Origin of the sequence: Streptomyces olivochromogenes (assembly GCF_001514115.1) — a bacterium.
GTDB classification, from domain to species: domain Bacteria; phylum Actinomycetota; class Actinomycetes; order Streptomycetales; family Streptomycetaceae; genus Streptomyces; species Streptomyces olivochromogenes.
Map to the genome: position 1 here is coordinate 232,873 of NZ_KQ948460.1, position 19,284 is coordinate 252,156.

17 protein-coding genes are annotated in these 19,284 nt (G+C 70.0%); 8 read left to right on the forward strand and 9 right to left on the reverse strand.

The genetic code is table 11. The features are described 5' to 3' along the window. Positions 1 to 7: 7 nt before the first annotated feature. Together AQJ27_RS26875 and AQJ27_RS26880 are read right to left on the reverse strand one after the other, a co-directional pair. A complete protein-coding gene (locus AQJ27_RS26875) occupies positions 8 to 496 on the reverse strand; it encodes a MarR family winged helix-turn-helix transcriptional regulator (RefSeq protein WP_067374052.1) in 489 nt (162 codons plus the stop codon). Continuing rightward, entirely contained in the window at positions 493 to 1,131 is a 639-nt protein-coding gene (locus AQJ27_RS26880) for a type 1 glutamine amidotransferase family protein (protein WP_067374054.1), read from the reverse strand. The genes AQJ27_RS26875 and AQJ27_RS26880 overlap by 4 nt, the downstream gene beginning before the upstream one ends. A 177-nt stretch (positions 1,132 to 1,308) precedes the next feature. Here AQJ27_RS26880 and AQJ27_RS26885 point away from each other — a divergent pair, with 177 nt between their 5' ends. The 3 genes from AQJ27_RS26885 (at position 1,309) to AQJ27_RS26895 (ending at position 4,416) form a co-directional block, all read left to right on the forward strand. Beyond that, positions 1,309 to 2,664 carry an aspartate aminotransferase family protein gene (locus AQJ27_RS26885; RefSeq protein ID WP_067374057.1) on the forward strand — a complete coding sequence of 452 codons (1,356 nt, stop codon included), beginning with the start codon at positions 1,309 to 1,311 and terminating at the stop codon, positions 2,662 to 2,664. A 247-nt stretch (positions 2,665 to 2,911) separates the two neighbouring features. Beyond that, entirely contained in the window at positions 2,912 to 3,607 is a 696-nt protein-coding gene (locus AQJ27_RS26890) for a GntR family transcriptional regulator (protein WP_067374060.1), read from the forward strand. Positions 3,608 to 3,765: 158 nt separating this feature from the next. Next, positions 3,766 to 4,416 (forward strand): hypothetical protein, encoded by a 651-nt coding sequence (locus AQJ27_RS26895; protein WP_067374063.1) that lies wholly within the window; start codon positions 3,766 to 3,768, stop codon positions 4,414 to 4,416. 107 nt (positions 4,417 to 4,523) lie between these two features. Here the strand turns inward: AQJ27_RS26895 and AQJ27_RS26900 are convergent, their stop codons facing one another. The 3 genes from AQJ27_RS26900 to AQJ27_RS26910 all read right to left on the reverse strand — a co-directional run bounded on the left by AQJ27_RS26900 (position 4,524) and on the right by AQJ27_RS26910 (position 9,186). Continuing rightward, positions 4,524 to 5,417: an esterase/lipase family protein gene (locus tag AQJ27_RS26900; RefSeq protein WP_067374066.1), complete on the reverse strand. Its 894-nt coding sequence runs from the start codon at positions 5,415 to 5,417 to the stop codon at positions 4,524 to 4,526. A gap of 245 nt (positions 5,418 to 5,662) precedes the next feature. Further along, entirely contained in the window at positions 5,663 to 7,495 is a 1,833-nt protein-coding gene (locus tag AQJ27_RS26905) for a bifunctional metallophosphatase/5'-nucleotidase (protein WP_067374069.1), read from the reverse strand. Positions 7,496 to 7,902: 407 nt separating this feature from the next. Next, the gene (locus tag AQJ27_RS26910; protein WP_067374072.1) at positions 7,903 to 9,186 is read right to left on the reverse strand and encodes an adenylosuccinate synthase; all 1,284 of its coding nucleotides are present in this window, start codon (positions 9,184 to 9,186) and stop codon (positions 7,903 to 7,905) included. Positions 9,187 to 9,377: 191 nt separating this feature from the next. Here AQJ27_RS26910 and AQJ27_RS26915 point away from each other — a divergent pair, with 191 nt between their 5' ends. After that, a complete protein-coding gene (locus AQJ27_RS26915; protein ID WP_067374075.1) occupies positions 9,378 to 10,337 on the forward strand; it encodes a diacylglycerol kinase in 960 nt (319 codons plus the stop codon). Positions 10,338 to 10,510: 173 nt separating this feature from the next. Here the strand turns inward: AQJ27_RS26915 and eutC are convergent, their stop codons facing one another. Both eutC and AQJ27_RS26925 read right to left on the reverse strand, forming a co-directional pair. Beyond that, positions 10,511 to 11,275 carry an ethanolamine ammonia-lyase subunit EutC gene (gene eutC / locus AQJ27_RS26920; protein WP_067374078.1) on the reverse strand — a complete coding sequence of 255 codons (765 nt, stop codon included), beginning with the start codon at positions 11,273 to 11,275 and terminating at the stop codon, positions 10,511 to 10,513. Beyond that, positions 11,272 to 12,666 carry an ethanolamine ammonia-lyase subunit EutB gene (locus tag AQJ27_RS26925; protein ID WP_067374081.1) on the reverse strand — a complete coding sequence of 465 codons (1,395 nt, stop codon included), beginning with the start codon at positions 12,664 to 12,666 and terminating at the stop codon, positions 11,272 to 11,274. Before AQJ27_RS26925 ends, eutC begins: the two co-directional genes overlap by 4 nt. 217 nt (positions 12,667 to 12,883) lie before the next feature. Here AQJ27_RS26925 and AQJ27_RS26930 point away from each other — a divergent pair, with 217 nt between their 5' ends. Further along, positions 12,884 to 14,404, forward strand: coding sequence for an APC family permease (locus AQJ27_RS26930; RefSeq protein ID WP_067374084.1), 1,521 nt, complete (start codon positions 12,884 to 12,886; stop codon positions 14,402 to 14,404). A gap of 56 nt (positions 14,405 to 14,460) precedes the next feature. On the opposite strand, the gene AQJ27_RS26935 is transcribed toward AQJ27_RS26930, so the two are convergent. Further along, positions 14,461 to 14,976 carry a GbsR/MarR family transcriptional regulator gene (locus AQJ27_RS26935; protein ID WP_067374086.1) on the reverse strand — a complete coding sequence of 172 codons (516 nt, stop codon included), beginning with the start codon at positions 14,974 to 14,976 and terminating at the stop codon, positions 14,461 to 14,463. A 98-nt stretch (positions 14,977 to 15,074) separates the two neighbouring features. Between AQJ27_RS26935 and AQJ27_RS26940 the strand changes: the two genes are divergently transcribed. From AQJ27_RS26940 to AQJ27_RS26950, 3 genes are all read left to right on the forward strand, one after another. Continuing rightward, complete coding sequence (locus tag AQJ27_RS26940) at positions 15,075 to 16,028, forward strand: ABC transporter ATP-binding protein (RefSeq protein ID WP_067374089.1); 954 nt, start codon at positions 15,075 to 15,077, stop codon at positions 16,026 to 16,028. Continuing rightward, on the forward strand, positions 16,025 to 17,650 hold the full coding sequence (locus tag AQJ27_RS26945) for an ABC transporter permease (protein WP_067374092.1): 1,626 nt from the start codon (positions 16,025 to 16,027) through the stop codon (positions 17,648 to 17,650). The genes AQJ27_RS26940 and AQJ27_RS26945 overlap by 4 nt, the downstream gene beginning before the upstream one ends. A gap of 70 nt (positions 17,651 to 17,720) precedes the next feature. Continuing rightward, a complete protein-coding gene (locus tag AQJ27_RS26950; RefSeq protein ID WP_067374094.1) occupies positions 17,721 to 17,990 on the forward strand; it encodes a hypothetical protein in 270 nt (89 codons plus the stop codon). Here the strand turns inward: AQJ27_RS26950 and AQJ27_RS26955 are convergent. Next, the gene (locus AQJ27_RS26955; RefSeq protein ID WP_079065273.1) at positions 17,974 to 19,239 is read right to left on the reverse strand and encodes a cytochrome P450; all 1,266 of its coding nucleotides are present in this window, start codon (positions 19,237 to 19,239) and stop codon (positions 17,974 to 17,976) included. The two genes, AQJ27_RS26950 and AQJ27_RS26955, sit on opposite strands and share 17 nt — an antisense overlap. Positions 19,240 to 19,284: the final 45 nt, after the last annotated feature.

The following is a 19,284-nucleotide window of genomic DNA, read 5'->3' on the forward strand; positions in this document are numbered from 1 at the left end:
GCGGTGTCTACGGTTCAGTAACAGCACCTGGCGTTTTCGTGACGTCCGTCGCGGCCCCGTCGATCTCGTCGAGAACCGCCGACAGTCGCTCCAGGATCCGTACGGTCTCGGCGAAGCCGTCCTCTCCGAGCGCCCGCGCCAGCCGGTCGGCGAGGGTCGCGTGGCCGGGGCCGATCGCGGCGACGGCGGTGCGGCCGGCGACGGTCGGGGAGAGCAGTTTGGCGCGGCGGTGGGCGGGGTTGGGCAGGTACTCGGCGAGGCCCTCGCCGACCAGCAGATCGGCGACGCGCTGCACGCTCTGCCGGGTGATGCCCATGACGCGGGCGATCCCGGCGACGGGGAGCGGCTCGGGGAGCACCGCGCCCAGCACCTGCCACCAGGCGGCGGTCAGCCCCGCGGGGCGGGCCAGTTCGTCCGCCACGGAGAGGAACTGCCCGTTGAGCCGGAAGACGCCGAGGGCGGCACGGCTGAGGAGGTTCTGCCGTTCCCGGCTCATCGGGCGGCCTCCCCGGCGGCCCCTGAGGCCTTCTCCAGTACGGCGTACGCGGACGCGTCGGAGTCGTGGAACAGGCGGTACCAGGCGTCCAGGACCTCCCCCTCGTACACCCCGAGGAGCCGCAGGACCTCCCGGGCGAAGGCGACGGGCTCGGTCGGTCCGGCGGTGACGAGCTTGCCGTCGGTGACGGCGTCGGTGTCGACGTACCGTCCGCCGCCCCGGTAGCCGGTGGCGGCGAGGTAGAAGGACACGGCGCTGGTGTGGTCCCGGTCGTCGAGGAGCCCCTCGCGGGCGAGCCCGGCCGTCGCCCCGCAGATCGCGGCGACCGGCACGCCCGCGTCGAGGAAGGCACGGGCCGTGCGGGCGAAGGGGGCGAGGTCGTCGGAGGTGTCCCAGAGGTCGGCGCCGGTGAGGATCAGCAGGGAACTGTCCTCGGGGCGGAGTTCGTCGAGCGCGAGGTCGGGCTGGATCCGGAGACCGCCGATCGTCGTCACCGGCTCCCGGGTGGGGCCGACGGTCCGGATCTCGCGGCCGGCGCGGGCGAGATACGCGGTGGCGTGACCGGTCTCCCAGTCGGCGTAGGTGTCGTAGACGGCGAGGTGGACGGGACTGCCGTGGTCGTTCGTCGCGCTCATCGCTCTCTCCTCGCATAGACCATGACTGCGCACTATGTCAGCATGCTGTCATTTCGACAGGATGCTGTCAATGAGCCGTTGTCGGCGGCCAAGCCCGACAGACTGTCGTGGAAAGCCCCCGGTCACAGACAGGACGCCGATGTCGCGCCCCCTCCGGGGACATTTACGCTTCGGCGCATGACCCCTCAGCCCAACCCCCAGGTCGGCGCCGCCGTGAAGGCCGCGGACCGCGCGCACGTGTTCCACTCCTGGTCCGCTCAGGAGCTCATCGACCCGCTCGCCGTCGCCGGCGCGGAGGGGTCGTACTTCTGGGACTACGAAGGCAAGCGGTATCTGGACTTCACCAGCGGGCTCGTCTTCACCAACATCGGCTACCAGCACCCGAAGGTCGTCGCCGCGATCCAGGAACAGGCCGCGACCCTGTCCACGTTCGCGCCCGCCTTCGCCGTGGAGGCCCGTTCGGAGGCGGCCCGGCTGATCGCCGAGCGGACCCCGGGCGACCTGGACAAGATCTTCTTCACCAACGGTGGCGCGGAGGCCGTCGAGAACGCCACGCGGATGGCCCGGCTGCACACCGGCCGTCCGAAGGTCCTCTCCGCGTACCGCTCGTACCACGGGGCCACCTCCACCGCGATCAACCTCACCGGTGACCCGCGGCGCTGGCCGAACGACAGCGGCGCGGCGGGCGTCGTCCACTTCTGGGCGCCGTTCCTCTACCGCTCTCCCTTCCACTCCGACAGTGAGCAGCAGGAGTGCGAGCGGGCGCTTCAGCACCTGGAGGACACGATCGCCTTCGAGGGGCCGGGGACCGTCGCGGCCATCATCCTGGAGACGATTCCGGGGACGGCGGGGATCATGACGCCGCCTCCCGGCTATCTCGCCGGGGTGCGGGCGCTCTGCGACCGGTACGGGATCATCTTCATCCTGGACGAGGTCATGGCGGGGTTCGGGCGTACGGGGAAGTGGTTCGCGGCGGACCACTACGACGTGACGCCGGACCTCATGACCTTCGCGAAGGGCGTGAACTCGGGCTACGTTCCGCTCGGCGGCGTCGCGATCTCCTCGGCGATCGCGGAGACCTTCGCCCGGCGGCCCTACCCCGGGGGGCTCACGTACTCCGGGCATCCGCTGGCCTGTGCCGCCGCCGTCGCCACCATCAACGTGATGGAGGAGGAGGGCATCGTCGAGCAGGCCGCACGGATCGGGGAGACGGTGCTCGGACCCGGGCTGCGGGAGCTGGCCGCGCGGCATCCCAGTGTGGGTGAGGTGCGCGGTACGGGGGTGTTCTGGGCGCTGGAGCTGGTCAAGGACCGGGAGACCCGGGAGCCGCTGGTGCCGTACAACGCCGCCGGTGAGGCCAATGGGCCGATGGTCGCGTTCGGGGCGGCGGCGAAGGCGCGGGGGCTGTGGCCGTTCATCAACATGAACCGGACGCATGTGGTGCCGCCGTGCAATGTCTCCGAGGGGGAGGCGAAGGAGGGGCTCGCGGCGCTGGACGAGGCGTTGTCGGTGGCGGACGAATACACCGTGTGACGCGCGGGGGGGGCGTGCGGGGGGCGTGCGGGGGCATGAGGGTCGGCTGCGGGCAGGTGGGGGCATGAGCGCGCGGTTCCCCGCGCTCCTCAGGGCGGGGCTCCGCCTCGCATGCCCCGCCCCCCCTCGGGGCGGGGCTGGGAGCCGCCCTCTCCGGCCCCTGAAAGGCTCGCGTCCGCGTAAGGTGACCGTGCTTGTAGAGAAGCGCACGCACGTGCACCCGTACGCGATGAGGGAGCGAGAGACCATGCCCGGCACCGGCGGCAACGGCGCCGTAACCCGTAGCACCCTGCGGCAGCAGATCGCGGACGCGCTCCGCGACGAGGTGCTGGCAGGCCGGCTCCGGCCCGGGCAGGCGTTCACGGTGAAGGAGATCGCCGAGCAGTACGGCGTCTCCGCGACCCCCGTCCGCGAGGCCCTCGTCGATCTGTCGGCCCAGGGCCTCCTGGAGGCGGACCAGCACCGCGGCTTCCGCGTGCACGAGTACTCGCCGGACGACTACCGCGGCATGATCGAGGCCCGGAGTCTCGTCACCGACGGGATGTTCCGGAGTCTCCTCGTCTCAGGCATGGCGCAGGCCGACGATCCGCGCACCCTCGCCGCCCTCGCCGCGGTCCGCCGCCGTGGCGAGGAGGCCCAGCGCGCCGCGACGGCCGGCGACCTGAACATCCTCATCGGCTACGACCTGCGCTTCTGGCGCGAGCTGAGCGCCCTGTTCGGCAACGCCTACCTCGCCGACTTCCTGCACCGCCTGCGCGTCCAGTCCTGGGTGTGCACGGTGCAGCACCTGCGCCGGGTGGAGGATCTGAAGGGCCACCTGTGGGCGGGCCACACGGAGCTCGTGGACGCGCTGGCCCGCCGCGACCCGGGCGCGGCGCACGCGATCGTCGCCGCCTACAACGAGCACTCCCTCGCCCTCATCGAGCGCCTGGCCGCCGGATGAGCGCGACGTGAGGTCGTGGCGGGAGGCGTGTGCGCCGGTGCGACAGGTGGGCGCGCGGGGTGTGGGCACGGGTTCCGCACGAGGGGGACTGAGGGCGGGTCCCACCCATTACGCTTCCCTGACCACCGTGCTTCCCAAGGAGCTAGAGGAGCCGTCTGTTGGCATGTGACCTGTGGCTGGTCCCGCTCGTCGACGTGTTGTGCCACACCCCCGACAATCCCTTCGCCGAGGAACTGGCGCTCTACGACAAAGCGCTGGGCGAGGCCGGACTTCCGCCGGTCCCGGTGTACGCGTACATGCCGGGGCTTTCCGGCGATGTGGCCCCGGTCGCCGGTTTCGACTACGACGCGCTGCACTTCCTGCGCCGGGCGTATCTGCTCCAGATGTGCGGCCTCGCGGTGACCCCGGTGGACGAACTGGGCGGTGACTACGAGCAGTTGCTGGAGATGTTCGAGACGAACGCCCAGCAGTCGCACCTCGTGTGGCACTACGACCACGCGGGCGCGTACGTCCCGGTCGACTTCCCGCACCCGCTCGCCAACGACGAACTCCTCGCCGGGGGCGGCCCCCTGGGCTCCTCCCAGTCGCTGCTGCGCGAGCTGGAGTTCGTGGCCCCGTCGATCGGTATCGACCCGGCGAACCCGCCGGCCGCCCCGCAGCCGCCCATGGCTCCCACGGAGCTGGAGGAACCGGCCGCGCCCGCCCCGTACGACGCGAGCCCGTTCGCGCGCGAACGGCATGTGTGGCTCGGCCTGCACGCGGCGGCGACCCGCAGCCTCGCCCAAGGGTCGATGATCATCTTCAGCTGAGGCGCACGCGGCCCGAAGGAAGGCCCAGGCCCCACCGGAGTCGGTGGGACCTGGGCCGCCTTTCTGTGTCGGTCACCGGGCGCCGAGCGGCGACCGCCGGGTACCGGCTACCAGGCCGCGGGGGCTCTCATGGCCTCGTAGGCGTAGCGGACCGGGGCGTGACGGTCGCGGTTGGGCGACCAGGTTCTGCCGTTGTTGTCGGAGAACTTGTAGGACCAGAGCCCGTTTCCGCCGGCGTTCTTGATGGTGCTGTGTTCGAGCCCCTGGCCGCTGTTGTAGACGACCTTGTGCTTGGCGTTCATGCCGGTGGCGGAGCCGGACGTGACGGCGTCGTCGTCACCGGCGCCGATGAGGGTCCAGTCCGTCTTCATCTTGGACTGCGGGTTCTGTCCGGCCCAGGAGAGGAAGCCGCTGCCCGGCCGCAGATCGCTGCACTGCTTGTAGGTGTAGGCGGCCGTGCACGCCGTCGCCCAGTTGGAGCCCGTGAACGGGCTGCTGAAGGTGACCGCGTCCTCGACGTAGATGTAGTCCGGCCACTGCGACGACGTCCGGCCGTACTTGTTCACGCCGGTGATCGCCGCCCGGATGACCTGACCGCCCATGGAGTGGCCGACCACGTCGACCTTCTTGCCGTGCTTGGAGTAGTTGTTGTAGATGTCCCAGGCGAGCAGACGGCCGAGTTCCTGGATCCGGGTCTGCAGGTTGCCGTTGACCTTGCGGGTGCAGTTGACGTCGTTCTTGTAGTAGCCCCAGGTGACGAACTTGCCCGTCCAGCCCTTCGTCCGAAGGTCGGACATGGCCTTGCCCCAGACCGACTTGCAGTCCTGCTTGGCGTGGTACGGGCTCCCGTGCTTCCAGTCGATGCCGTGGACGAAGTACACGGCGTTGCTCACACCCGCTTTCCGGGGCGGGGTGGCGGCGCTGGCCGGCCCCGCCGCCAGCGCCACCATGACTCCCGCGGTCGCCATGGCGACCAGAGCCCGAACGATCCGGTTCTTCAACAAGACTCCTCATGGAGTGACCGCCGCGGTGTGACGGTCGACCGAAGGCCGGACCCGCTGGGGGTGCGAGCTCCAAGTCCGGCGCGCCGTTTTGACGCGGGATCATCTTGTTGAACAGGCCATGACAGCGGCATCAGCCGCCCTACTCGTCACGGTTGAGTACACGTACTCATGCACATCCGTGACACCCATGACCGGATTTCTACATTCCAACTTGCCCTGAGCCAGAGCTTTTTGACTGACTGTCAGCTGGCTGTGAACACCGGCGTCCCGTCCTGTGTCAGCTTCCAGTTGGTGACCGCGAAGTCGGCCGGGTCGAGGGTGCCCTTGGACGTGACGTAGTCGATCATCAGCTGGCGGATCTCGTTGGTGGAGCTGTACGCGATGTCGGCGGCCGCGATGTGCGGGTAGCCGCTGCCGCCGTTGGCGCGGTAGTTGTTGACGGCGACGACGAAGACCTGGTCGTCGGCGACCGCCACGCCCTTGTAGGTGAGGTTCTTGATGCGGGAGCCCTCGGCCTGCGCGATGTCGATGTCGTACTCGACCCCGGCGGCGGTGTCGTACATGTAGTCCCAGAAGTTGTTGGCGTTGGTGAGGGTGGCCGTGTCCACCTTCGTGCCGGACGCGAACTGGTGGTAGTACTTCGCCGCGTACTCCAGGTAGTCCTTGAGCTGGGCGCCCGTGAGCTTCTTGCCGTACAGAGTGTTGTCGTAGATGTAGAGCCCGGCCACGTCGCGGATGGTGACGTGGCCCGCCGGGATGTCGGCGGTGCGGCTGAAGGGCGCCGCGACGGAGATCAGGGGGAGGGCGGCGTCGGCGGTGGACAGGCCGGAGGCCACCGTCGCCATCTGGACCTGGTGGATGAAGTCCATCACCGGAACGTCCTTCCAGCAGGCCTCGGCCGCGGAGAGGTCCGCGGTGCAGGTGCCCACCGGAGTGTTGACGTACTTCACGACCAGGTCGTGGTCGGCCTTGAGGAGCTTGGTGATCTCCGGGTCCTCCTCGACCGTGTTGCTGTTGAGGGTCTGCGCCTTGGTGCTCGTCACCTTCCACTGGCCGTGGTGGAGTTCGAGCTCGAAGTCGAAGACGGTCAGGCGCATGCCCCAGCAGTACGGCTCGGAGAGGACGACGTCCTTGCCGGTCTCCTCGTTCTTCACCGTGTACGACGAGACCTCGACGTGTGTGTGGCCGACGAGGATCGCGTCGATGCCGGGTACCTGCTGGGCGACGAGGTTCGAGGCGTTCTCGATGTACGGCAGCTCACTGCCGTACGACGAACTGCCGTCCAGGCCGGAGTGGTCGGTGAGGAACACGACGTCGCAGCCGAGGGCGCGCATCCGCGGGACGTACTTCTTCGCCTGCTCGACGAGCCCGGTGAACGCCATCTTCCCGGAGACGTTGTCCTTGTCCCACAGGGCGATGCCCGGGTTGGTGAGGCCGAGGATGCCGACCTTGATGTCCGGGGCGCCGGGCACACAGATGCGCTTCACGGTGTACGGCTGGAAGGCCGGACGCAGCGTCTTGGCGTCCAGCGCGTTGGCGCCGAGCAGCGGGAAGTCACACTGCTTCTCGAACTTGCGCAGGGTCTCGATGCCGTAGTTGAACTCGTGGTTGCCGAGGGCGGCGGCGTCGTAGCGCATGTGGTTCATGGCGACGGCCATGGGGTGCACGGGGGCGCGCCTGCCCTTGGCGGCGACGATGGGGTCCACGCGAGCGTAGTAGTACGCCAGCGAGGTGCCCTGGATGATGTCGCCGGCGTCGACGAGCAGGACGTGCTTCTCGCCCTTGGCGGCGCGCTGCTGCTTGATGAGGGTGGCGACGCGGGCGACGCCCACGGAGTTGCCCTTGCTGTCCTTGTACGCCGCGTCCGTGTAGTAGTCCCAGTCGAAGACGTGGCTGTGCAGGTCGGTGGTGCCCAGGATGGAGAAGGACCAGGTGCGGGGCGCCTTTTCGGGCTTGTGGTCCGCGGTCTGGGCCTGGGCCGGCGTCGCGGCGACAGCCCCCGCGACCGTGACGGCCGCCCCGGTGACGGCCGACTTCTTCACGAACTCCCGGCGGTTCATGGGATTGACGGGCATACGTGTCTCCTGGGACTGGCTGGGACTTGACTGACGGGAGCAACTGCGCGAGTCGTGCGGGGACTTCGGGCACTGCAGATGCGTTGGGTGCGCCACGTGCGCTTCGCGCACTCAGTGCACTACACGCGTAGATCGTCGTCGGGTCCCGGCCGGTCGGGAACCAGGAACAGGCCATGTCCAGGTCAATTAACGGTCAGCTCGGCCTGCCCGACGGCCACTCCGTGCCATGACGGCGCCCCCGTGAACCAGGGTGATGAGACACGTGTCGGTCGCACATTCCCCGGTGAACGCGAAGGCCGCCGCCCCCGGTTGGGGACGACGGCCTCTCACTGCACCCGAACGATCTGAACGATCCGAACGGCCTGAACAGTCCGAATGGTCTGAACGGTCTGAAATCTCCGAACGGATCAGATGAACGAGTTGATCTCGATCGTCTCGTCGCGGCCCGGGCCGACGCCGATCGCGGAGATCCGGGCGCCGGACATGTCCTCCAGCGCCTTGACGTACGCCTGGGCGTTCTTCGGGAGGTCGGAGAAGGACTTCGCCTTGGTGATGTCCTCGGACCAGCCCGGGAGGTTCTCGTAGATCGGCTTCGCGTGATGGAAGTCGGTCTGGGAGTACGGGAGTTCCTCGACACGCTTGCCGTCGATCTCGTACGCCACGCAGACCGGGATCTCCTCCCAGCCCGTCAGGACGTCCAGCTTGGTGAGGAAGAAGTCGGTCAGTCCGTTCACACGGGTCGCGTAGCGGGCGATGACCGCGTCGAACCAGCCGCAGCGACGGTCACGGCCGGTGGTGACACCGCGCTCGCCACCGATGCGGCGCAGCGCCTCGCCGTCCTCGTCGAGGAGCTCGGTCGGGAACGGGCCCGAACCGACACGGGTCGTGTACGCCTTGAGGATGCCGATGACCCGGCTGATCTTCGTCGGGCCGACGCCCGAACCGGTGCAGGCACCGCCGGCCGTCGGGTTCGACGACGTCACGAAGGGGTACGTGCCGTGGTCGATGTCGAGGAGCGTGCCCTGGCCGCCCTCGAAGAGCACGACCTTGTCCTGCTCCAGCGCCTGGTTCAGGATCAGGACGGTGTCCGCGACGTACGGCTTGAGCCGGTCCGCGTAGCTCAGCAGCTCCTCGACGACCTGGCCGGCCTCGATGGCGCGGCGGTTGTAGAGCTTGGTCAGCAGCTGGTTCTTGACCTCGAGGGCCGCCTCGACCTTCTGGGTCAGGATCGACTCGTCGTAGAGGTCCTGGATACGGATGCCGACGCGGTTGATCTTGTCCGCGTAGGTGGGCCCGATGCCACGCCCGGTCGTGCCGATCTTCCGCTTCCCGAGGAAGCGTTCCGTCACCTTGTCGACAGTGACGTTGTACGGCGTGATGATGTGAGCGTTTCCACTGATCAGAAGCTTGGAGGTGTCGACACCGCGCTCGTTCAGTCCGTTCAGCTCGGAGAACAGGACCGACGGGTCGACGACGACTCCGTTTCCGATCACCGGAGTGCACTCCGGCGTGAGGATTCCGGAAGGGAGGAGGTGGAGGGCGTACTTCTGATCACCCACGACTACCGTATGGCCGGCGTTGTTGCCGCCCTGGTAGCGCACCACATAGTCCACGGATCCACCGAGCAGGTCGGTGGCCTTTCCCTTGCCTTCGTCACCCCACTGAGCACCGAGCAGCACAAGTGCGGGCACAGGCGTACACCCCTTCCGGGCGGGGCATGTCCAAGGTCGGGGACGTACGCGGCTGGTTTTCGATACGGCTGCGTACGCCGGCGACCTCCTTTGGCCGCGACCGTCGGACCGGATGCCCCGGAATAGACGAAGCCCCTGGCGCAATAGCGCAAGGGGCTCTTGCACAAAGATGCTACCCGAGGAAGCGAGGCATGACCGAGGTGGCGGCTTCCGACCAGCTCCTTGTGGTCATCGACCCGGTCGCCCGTTGGACGGACGGCGAGTCTGTACGGATCGCAAAAGACGTGCTCAGCGCGGGTGCGGCGACGAAAGTATGCCTGCCGGAAGGGCCCGAGGAATTTGCCCGGGCGCTGGCCCGGAGAGGTTCCCGGCGGCCGGTCGTGGTGGGCGACGACCGCGCCCTCTTGCGTGCTGTGTCCCTTTTGCACCGACAGCGGGAGCTGGCCGGATGTGGGGTGTCGTTGGTGCCGGTGGGCGGTGTGCTGTCGCTGGCGCGGGCGCTCGGGGTGCCCGTCGGGGCCGTCGCGGCGGCCCGGGCCGTGCTCGACGGGGTCGAGCGGCGGCTCGATCTACTGGTCGACGAGAGTGACGGGGTGGTGTTGGGGGCGTTGCGGATACCGCCGCTGGGGGCGGGTGGGGGGCTGAGGGGGGCCGAGGAGGTCGACATGGGGAGTGTGGGTGGTGTCGGCGATTTCGGGCTTTCCGGGAGTTCTGGGGGTTCTGGGGGTACTGGGGTTTCTGGTGGCTTCGGGAGTTTCGGGGGTGGTGCTTCCGGGCTCGGGGGTCATGCGTGGCTGCGTACCTGTCAGTCACTGGTCCGTACGCTCGCGGCGCGGCCCGCGCGTGTGGCGTCCGTGCCGGGGCCAGGGCCTTCGCGGCTGCGGGTCGAGGTCGACGGGGTCACCCTGGTCGACCTGGATCAGCCGGTCGAGGCGGTGTCCGTGACGCCCGGCGTCGCCGGGGGTGCGGAGGTGGAGGTCCGGCCGGTTTCCGTGGGGGCGGAGGCTTCGCCGTTGCGGGTGGTGGGGCGGCGGGTGACTGTGTCCGGGGCGGACTTTCGGTATCGGGCGGATTCCGTGGTGTCCGGGCCTGTGCGGACGCGGACGTGGACGGTTCGGGAAGGGGGGTGGGGGCTCACGCTGCCGAGCTGAGCCCCCGGGGGTTTCCTCGCCCCCGCCGCCCCTACCCGTCCCATCCCCCAGGGGCTCCGCCCCTTCGACCCCGGGGTGTGGTGGTCGACTGCGGGTGGGTGGGGGCTGGTCGCGCAGTTCCCCGCGCCCCTCAGGCGGGGGCTTCGCCCCGCCTCTTCAGCGCGTCCGGCACGCTATGGCTGGGGCAGTGCGGAAGTGGACTCGTCCTTCAGGGATATGCCGGTGCGGCCGAGGTCGCGTGCCCTGCGCATCAGTGTCGCCAGCTTCGTCGCCGCGGCGGTGTGGGACAGGCCGAGGGGTGGGCGGATGTTGGAGAGACAGTTGCGGTCGGCGTCCGTGGTGCGACCCGGGCGCGGGTCGTACGTGAGATACGCGCCGAGCGAGTCCGCGGCGGACATCCCGGGCCGCTCCCCGATGAGGACGACGGCCATCTTGGCCCCCAACGCGTGCGCGATGTCGTCGCCGAGAGCCACCCGCGCCTGCTCGGCGAGTACGACGGGAGCCACGCGCCAGTCGGAGGGCAGCCGCTGTGTCGTCGCGCGCACGACGGCCGCCGCGTGCTCGTGCACCGCCCGGCTGGACAGCCCGTCGGCGACGACGAACACCACGTCCCAGCCGTCGCGGGGCAGATGCGCCCGGTCCACGTCGTGGAGCCTGCGTCCGAGGTCCGGGCGCTGGAGATAGGTGAGCCGGTCGGGGGCGGCGCTGCGCACCCGTATCGTCGCCGCACCCGCCAGCGCGGACGCCACCACGTCCGGGTCGAACGGCGAGTGCACCGCGTCCCGCGCGGCGGCGTGCGCGGCCTGCAGTTCGAGCCGGTGCCGCGTGGGCAACGCCGAGCCGGCCCGCCCGAGCCCGATCCGGGCCTGGGTGTGCCGACGCAGGGAGTTCCAGAGAGCGGCGTCCGACTCCAGTGCCATCACTTGACGTTCCGTCATGCCGCCAGCCCCCGCCCGATCGCCGTCAGTGGATGGCCCGTACCCGCCACGTCCCGTATCCCGCCACCGTCGTCCAGCAGGCCGATTCGCCCCAGCCACGCCTCGAACTCCGGTGCCGGGCGCAGCCCGAGCACCTCGCGCAGGTACAACGCGTCGTGGTACGAGGCGGATTGGTAGTTGAGCATGATGTCGTCTCCTCCAGGGGTGCAGATCACGAAGGAGGCGCCGGCGACACCGAGCATGGTGAGCATCGTGGCGATGTCGTCGTCATCGGCGTCGGCGTGGTTGGTGTAGCAGATGTCGAGGCCCATGGGCAGGCCGAGGAGTTTGCCGCAGAAGTGGTCCTCCAGGGCCGCGCGGAGGATCTGGCGGCCGTCGTACAGGTACTCCGGGCCGATGAAGCCGACCACCGTGTTCACGAGCAGTGGGTCGTAGCGGCGGGCGACCGCGTAGGCCCGCGCCTCCACCGTCTGCTGGTCCACCCCGTGGTGCGCGTCGGCGGAGAGCGCGCTGCCCTGCCCCGTCTCGAAGTACAGGGCGTTGGAGCCGACCGTGCCCCGGGCCAGCGAGCGCGCCGCCTCGTACGCCTCGTCCAGGAGTCCCAGCGTGACCCCGAACGAGGCGTTCGCGGCCTGCGTACCGGCGATGGACTGGAAGACCAGGTCCACCGGGGCGCCGCGTTCCATCAGGTCGATGCTGGTGGTCACGTGGCACAGGACGCAGGACTGGGTGGGGATGGAGTAGCGGTCGATCACGCCGTCCAGGAGGTCCAGCAGGTCCCGTACCGCCTTGGGGCTGTCCGTGGCCGGGTTGATGCCGATCACCGCGTCGCCGGAGCCGAGGAGCAGACCGTCCAGCAGGGCCGCCGCCACGCCCGCGGGGTCGTCGGTGGGGTGGTTGGGCTGGAGGCGGGTGGCCAGGCGGCCCGGGAGGCCGATCGTGGAACGGAAGGCGGTGACGACCTGGACCTTGCGGGCGACCGCCACCAGGTCCGCGTTGCCCATCAGTTTCGACACCGCGGCGGCCATCTCGGGGGTCAGCCCGGGGGCGAGCGCGGCGAGTGCCGGCGCGTCCGCCGCGTCCGACAGCAGCCATTCGCGCAACTCCCCCACCGTGAGGCCCGAGACGGGGGCGAAGGCCGCCGCGTCGTGACTGTCCACGATGAGGCGGGTCACGTCGTCGGTCTCGTACGGGATCACCGGCTCGGCGAGGAACCGCGCGAGCGGAACCTCGGCCAGCGCCCACCGCGCGGCGACGCGCGCCTGCGCGGAGTCGGCGGCGAGCCCGGCGAGACGGTCGCCGGAACGCTCGGGGCTCGCGGCGGCGAGCAGCCCCGCGAGACCGGCGAAGGAGTACGTCCGGCCGCCGAGGGTGGCGGAGTAGGTGGTCATGCCAGGGACCGTACGGAGGGGCGTCGGGCGCGGTCCACGATCCGGCGCAGAGTTAACAAGGACGTTCGCTCCACCCGGACTCCTAAAGGTCTGGTTGACGCACATTTAACTTTCCAACCCGTGACAGGACTCATTTCTCGTGCAGCATTCCGGTTCGTAATCCACTCCGCCGCACCCAGGGTGCGGACGGCGAGCGAACGCGGGAAGGGGCCACTCGATGGCAGTGCAAGAGGGCGTGGTCCCTGAGGCGGCGGGCACCCCGGAGGGACCCGGAGGCGCAGTTCACCGGCTCAAGCCGAACGCGATCGGACTGCTCGGCGTGGTCTTCATGGCCGTCGCCACCGCCGCCCCGATCACCGCCATGACGGGCAACGTGCCCTTCATGGTCTCCGCCGGCAACGGCATCGGCGCCCCGGCGAGCTACCTCGTCGCAATGGTCGTCCTGGCCATCTTTGCGGTCGGCTTCACCTCGATGGCGAAGCACATCACCTCCACCGGCGCCTTCTACGGCTTCATCTCCTACGGCCTCGGCCGCACCGCGGGACTCGCCTCGGGACTCCTCGCGACCTTCGCGTACGTCGTCTTCGAGCCGGCCCTGATCGGCATCTTCTCGACCTTCGCCACCGGAACCCTCAAGGACCAGACGGGACTTGACGTGCCCTGGTGGGCGTTCGCGGTCCTGATGCTCGCCGTCAACGCGACGGGCACGTGGTTCGGGGTGTCCGTCGCCGAGAAGCTGCTCGTCGTACTGCTGGCCACCGAGGTGACGATCCTGGCCGCCATGGCCGTCTCCGTCGCCCTGCACGGCGGCGGTCCGCACGGCTTCACCTTCGGCCCGGTCAACCCGGTCAACGCCTTCAAGGGGACCTCGGCGGGCCTCGGCCTCTTCTTCGCCTTCTGGTCGTGGGTCGGCTTCGAGTCCACGGCGATGTACGGCGAGGAGTCCCGCGACCCGAAGAAGATCATCCCCAAGGCGACGATGATCTCCGTCCTGGGCGTCGGCGTCTTCTACGTCTTCGTCTCCTGGATGGCCATCATCGGCAACGGCGAGAGCGAGGCCGTCACGGCCGCCTCCTCCTCGAACCCGCTCGCCCTGTTCTTCAACCCCACCGAGCACTACGTCGGGCACTGGGCCGTCGACGTCATGCAGTGGCTGATGATCACCGGCTCACTGGCCTGCGGCATGGCCTTCCACAACTGCGCCGCCCGATACATGTACGCACTGGGCCGCGAGGGCGTCCTCCCCTCGCTCCAGCGCACGGTCGGCCGCACCCACCCCCAGCACGGCTCCCCGCACATCGCGGGCCTCGTCCAGACGGTCGTCAGCGCCGTCCTCATAGCCGCGTTCTGGCTGGCCGGCAAGGACCCGTACACCGGCACGTACGTCCTGCTCGCCATCCTCGGCACGATGGCCATCCTGGTGGTGCAGGCGGTCTGCTCCTTCGCGGTGCTGGCGTACTTCCGCAAGAACCACCCCGAGAGCAGGCACTGGTTCAAGACCTTCACCGCCCCGCTCATCGGCGGCCTCGCGATGCTCGGCGTGGTCGTCCTGCTGGTGTCCAACATGGGCGCCGCGGCCGGCACGGAGTCCGGCTCCCTCGTACTGAAGGCGACCCCCTGGATCGTCGCCCTGATCGCGGCGGGCGGCGTGGCGTACGCGACGTACCTCAAGCGCCGCGCACCGCAGCGGTACGCCCTGCTCGGGCGGACGGTCCTGGAGGAGACCAAGGAGCGGTAGAGCCAAGGAGCGGTAGGACCGAGAAGCGGTAGGAAACATTTCTTCGGCGGGGGCTCTCAGCCCTCGCCGAAGTGCTGCTCCCGGTGGATCCGCCAGCGGTCCATCATCGACTCCAGCTCGCCCTCCATGAACTCGAAGAAGGCAAGGGTCTCCGCGAGCCGACCGCCCGCGGGGGTGTCCGCGCCCAGGCTGGCGACGCCTTCGCGCAGCGCGTCCTCCCAGCGCTTGATGATCGCCTCACGATTGGTGAGCGCCTCGTACCACTGGTCGCTGTGCACGCGGTACCGCTCGCGCCTCGAACCGGGCTCCCGCTCGCGCGACACCATGTGCACCTGCGCCAGATAACGCACGGCACCGGAGACCGCCGCGGGGCTGATCCGCAGTTGCTCGCCCAGTTCGACCGAGGTCAGAGCGCCGGTGTCCGAGGCGAGCAGCGCCCCGAAGACCCGGGACGGCATCCGGGGCATCCCGGCCTCCACGAGTTGCGCCGCGAAGTGCTCGACGAACCGCGAGACCGCCTCCGCGTCCCGGCCCGTCGCCCCTGCCGCTCCCACCGCCTCCGGCTCTGTCATCCCCCGATTGTATCCGAGTGTTTATACAATTCGTTAACTTCACAAATTTCTGAAAGAAGCGTACGTTCTGAAGCATGACGAAGGGCAGGGCCAAGGGAATGACGAAGGCCACGACAAAGGCGATCACCGTCTCCGGGCTGCACAAGTCGTTCGGCGGGACACACGCGCTGGACGGTCTCGACCTGGACGTCGAGGCCGGCGAGGTGCACGGCTTCCTCGGCCCGAACGGCTCCGGGAAGTCCACCACCATCCGGGTCCTGCTGGGCCTGCTGCGCGGCGACGCGGGCTCGGCGCAGGTGCTCGGCCAGGACCCCTGGGCGGACGCGGTGGAGCTGCACCGCCGGGTCGCCTACGTTCCCGGCGACGTCACCCTGTGGCGCAACCTCTCCGGCGGCGAGGTCATCGACCTGTACGGGCGGCTGCGCGGGGGGCTCGACCCGGCGCGCCGGGCGGAACTGATCGAACGCTTCGAACTCGACCCCACCAAGAAGGGACGCACCTACTCCAAGGGCAACCGGCAGAAGGTCGCCCTCGTCGCGGCCTTCGCCTCGGACGTCGACCTGCTGATCCTCGACGAGCCCACCTCGGGTCTCGACCCGCTGATGGAGGAGGTCTTCCAGCGGTGCGTCGAGGAGGAACGCGACCGCGGCCGGACCGTCCTGCTGTCCTCGCACATCCTCAGCGAGGTGGAGGAGCTGTGCGACCGCGTCAGCATCATCCGCAAGGGCCGCACCGTCGAGAGCGGCACCCTCGCCGACCTGCGCCATCTGACCCGTACCAGCGTCACCGCCGAACTCGCGGGACCGCCCAACGGGCTGGCGCACCTGCCCGGCGTGCACGACCTCGACATCCGGGGCCACCGGGTCAGGCTCCAGGTCGAGACCGACAAACTCGACGCCGTACTGCGCTCGCTCACCGACTCGGGCGTACGGTCGCTGACCTCGACGCCGCCGACCCTGGAGGAACTGTTCCTGCGGCACTACCAGGACGACGTCCAGGACGACGTCCTGGACGACGTTCGGGTGAACGGCGAAGGGACGATGGCGCGATGACCACCGCGACCACCGCGACCGCTGCCGTACGGGGTGGGGTACGGGCCCGGAGTGCCCGCCAACTAGCCGGGACCGGCACCCTGTTGAGGTTCTTCCTGCGCCGCGACCGGCTGATGATGCCGCTGTGGGTCGGCGTGATCGGCCTGCTGGTGCTGTCCATGCCGAACTCCCTGAAGTCCGTCTACGGCACCGTCGCCGAACGCGCCGACCTCGCCCGCCAGATGCTCACCAACAGCTCCCTGCGCGCCACGTACGGGCCGGTGTTCGACGACTCGCTCGGCGGACTCACCGCCTGGCGCATCGGCGGCTACGCCGGTCTGTTCGCCGGGATCATGAGCCTGCTCGTCGTCGTACGGCACACCCGCGAGGAGGAGGAGAGCGGGCGCCAGGAACTCCTCTCGTCGGCGATGGTGGGGCGCCGCGCCCCGCTGACGGCGGCGCTGCTGGCCGCCCTCGTCGCCAACGGCGTGCTCGCGCTGCTCATCGCGGGCGGGCTGGCAGGACAGGGCGGCGGCGGGGCGCTGGCCCTCGGGCTCGGCGTCGGGGGCGTCGGCATGGTCTTCGCCACCATGGCGGCGATCGTCGCCCAGCTCACCGAGAGCGCGCGGCTCGCCAAGGGGCTGACGGGCGGGCTGCTCGGCGCGGCGTTCGTACTGCGGGCGGCGGGCGACTCGTCGACGGACGACGGTTCCTCCGTGCTGACCTGGCTGTCGCCGCTGGGATGGCTGGAGAACGAACGCCCCTTCGCCCAGGAGCGGTGGTGGGTGCTGCCGCTGTTCGTCGCGGCCGTGGTGATCCAGGGCGCGGTCGCCTACGAACTCGCCGGGCGGCGCGATGTCGGGATGAGCTTCCTGCCGACCCGGCCGGGGCCCGCGCGGGGGCGGCTCGGGTCGGCCGGGGCGCTGGCCTGGCGGCTGCAGCGGGGGGCCGTGCTGGGGTGGAGCCTCGGGTTCCTCGCCGCGGGTGCCGCGTTCGGCGGGATCACGAAGGGGGCCGCCGATCTCGTCGGGAGCAACGACAAGACCCGGCAGATCATCGAGCGGATGGGCGGGCAGTCCGGGATCACGGACGCGTTCCTCGCGACGATGGTCGGCATGCTGGGGATGGTGGCCGCGCTGTACGTCGTCTCTTCGGTGCTGCGGTTGCACGGTGAGGAGACCTCACAGCGGGCGGAACCGGTGCTGGCGAACGCGGTGGGGCGGCTGCGGTGGGCCTGCGGCCATCTGGTCGTCGCCTTCGGCGGCGCGGCGCTCATCATGGCGCTGGGCGGGCTCGGTCTAGGACTCGGGTACGGCCATGAGCTCCGGCCCGTGCTCGGCGCCTGCCTCGTCCAGGTCGCGGCGGTCTGGACGCTGGGCGGCCTTGCGGTCCTTCTCTACGGGATCTCGCCCCAGCTGGCCCCCGGCGCCTGGGGCGCGGCCGGGGTGGCCCTCCTGCTGGGCTGGATCGGCCCCGCCCTGAACGTCCCCCAGGCCGTCATGGACCTCTCCCCCTTCGGTCACCTCCCCAAGCTGCCGGGCGGGGAGATGGCATGGACACCGGTACTGATCCTGACGGCGATCGCCCTGGCCCTGACCGCCACGGGACTGGCGGCGTTGCGGCGCCGGGACATGAGCACCTGAGGGCGGGCCCGCGCGTGCTGGGTGCGGGGACCGGGGAACCCCGGGTCCCCGCACCACGTCCGTGAGGGTCATGGGGCAAAGGATGCAGGCCGCGGGCGGATGTCTGATCGCTGTCGTCGGCGCGGGGGCGGGGCTGGCGGTCTGGGCCGTCAACAGCCGCGACCGGTTCCAGCGGTTCGAGCAGGGGCCCGACTGGAGCGTGCTCTATGCCGAGCTGCCCCTGATGGTCCTCGGCGGGACGACCGCCGCGCTGGGACTCTGGGCCCTGGGACTCCGGGCCCGGGGACTCCGGGCCCGGGGACTCCGGGCACTCAGCCGACGGGTCAGAGCACGACGCTGAGCCCTTCGAGCCCGCGGATCACGAAGTTCGGCTTGCGCTCCGGCTCCGCGGCGAGGGCGAGCGTCGGCGCCTTCTCCAGCAGAGCGCCCAGGGACGCCGCCAGTTCGAGGCGGGCCAGCGGGGCGCCGATGCAGTAGTGGATGCCGGCGCTGAAGGAGATGTGGGGGTTGTCGGTCCGGGAGAGATCCAGACTCTCCGGGGACGCGAAGACCTTCGGGTCGTGGTTGGCGGAGCCGAAGAGCAGCGCGATCTCCGCACCCCGGGGAACGGTCGTGCCGTCGATCTCGATCTCGTCCAGCACCCACCGTTCGAAGAGCTGGAGCGGGGTGTCATAGCGCATCAGCTCCTCCACCGCCGTGGGGATCAGCGAACGGTCACCGCGCAGGGCCGCCAACTGGTCGGGGTTGCGGAACAGCGCCCACCACCCGTTCACCGTGGCGTTCACCGTCGCCTCGTGCCCCGCGTTCAGCAGCAGGACACAGGTGGAGATCATCTCCTGTTCGGTCAGGCGGTCACCCTCGTCGTGCGCGGCGATGAGGCCCGAGATCAGGTCGTCGCCCGGCTCCTTGCGGCGCGCGGCGATCAGCTCCCGGAGGTACTCGGTGAACTCCACCGACGCCCGGACCGCCTTCTCCGCCGTCTCCTCGGAGGGGTTCAGCTCGTACATCCCGCAGATGTCCGCCGACCACGGCCTGAGCGGCGCCCGGTCCGACTCCGGGATGCCCAGCATCTCGGCGATCACGGCCACCGGGAGCGGCTCGGCGACATCGGTGAGCAGATCACCGCCGCCGGCCGCCACCAGGCCGTCGACCAGCTCGTTCGCCAGCCGGTCCACATACGGCCTGAGCTGCTCGACCGTGCGCGGTGTGAACGCCTTGGAGACCAGCCGTCGGATCCGCGTGTGGTCCGGTGGCTCCAGGTCCAGCATTCCGTGGTCGTTGAGGACGTGGAACGGCTCGTGCTCGGGCGGAGGTGCCGTCCGCCCGAAGTCCTCGTGCGTATAACGGTGCTGGTAGGTCCGGCCCAGGCGCCGCTCCCGCAGCAGCGCCGACACGTCCGCGTGGTGCGGGACCAGCCACTGGTCGGTGGGCTCGTAGTAGTGCACCCGGCCGCGCTCGCGCAGCTCCGCGTACGCGGGGTACGGGTTCGCCACGAACGCCGGGTTCCAGGGATCGAAGGCCGACGGTGTCTGCGGAGAGTGCTGTGTCTGCGGCGTCCGCGGGGACTGCGGGGACTGCGAGGCTGCCATGGGCGGACGCTAGCCCGACTCGCCCCGGCTGAACAGGGGTGTCTC

Bases quoted from the DNA above. Each gene is read 5' to 3' on its own strand.
- AQJ27_RS26935 (WP_067374086.1), bottom strand. From the start codon at position 14,976: ATGACAGAGCCGGAGGCGGTGGGAGCGGCAGGGGCGACGGGCCGGGAC.
- eutC (WP_067374078.1), bottom strand. From the start codon at position 11,275: ATGACGGAACGTCAAGTGATGGCACTGGAGTCGGACGCCGCTCTCTGG.
- AQJ27_RS26940 (WP_067374089.1), top strand. From the start codon at position 15,075: ATGACGAAGGCCACGACAAAGGCGATCACCGTCTCCGGGCTGCACAAG.
- AQJ27_RS26955 (WP_079065273.1), bottom strand. From the start codon at position 19,239: ATGGCAGCCTCGCAGTCCCCGCAGTCCCCGCGGACGCCGCAGACACAG.
- AQJ27_RS26950 (WP_067374094.1), top strand. From the start codon at position 17,721: ATGGGGCAAAGGATGCAGGCCGCGGGCGGATGTCTGATCGCTGTCGTC.
- AQJ27_RS26890 (WP_067374060.1), top strand. From the start codon at position 2,912: ATGCCCGGCACCGGCGGCAACGGCGCCGTAACCCGTAGCACCCTGCGG.
- AQJ27_RS26885 (WP_067374057.1), top strand. From the start codon at position 1,309: ATGACCCCTCAGCCCAACCCCCAGGTCGGCGCCGCCGTGAAGGCCGCG.
- AQJ27_RS26880 (WP_067374054.1), bottom strand. From the start codon at position 1,131: ATGAGCGCGACGAACGACCACGGCAGTCCCGTCCACCTCGCCGTCTAC.
- AQJ27_RS26930 (WP_067374084.1), top strand. From the start codon at position 12,884: ATGGCAGTGCAAGAGGGCGTGGTCCCTGAGGCGGCGGGCACCCCGGAG.
- AQJ27_RS26915 (WP_067374075.1), top strand. From the start codon at position 9,378: ATGACCGAGGTGGCGGCTTCCGACCAGCTCCTTGTGGTCATCGACCCG.
- AQJ27_RS26905 (WP_067374069.1), bottom strand. From the start codon at position 7,495: ATGCCCGTCAATCCCATGAACCGCCGGGAGTTCGTGAAGAAGTCGGCC.
- AQJ27_RS26875 (WP_067374052.1), bottom strand. From the start codon at position 496: ATGAGCCGGGAACGGCAGAACCTCCTCAGCCGTGCCGCCCTCGGCGTC.
- AQJ27_RS26945 (WP_067374092.1), top strand. From the start codon at position 16,025: ATGACCACCGCGACCACCGCGACCGCTGCCGTACGGGGTGGGGTACGG.
- AQJ27_RS26925 (WP_067374081.1), bottom strand. From the start codon at position 12,666: ATGACCACCTACTCCGCCACCCTCGGCGGCCGGACGTACTCCTTCGCC.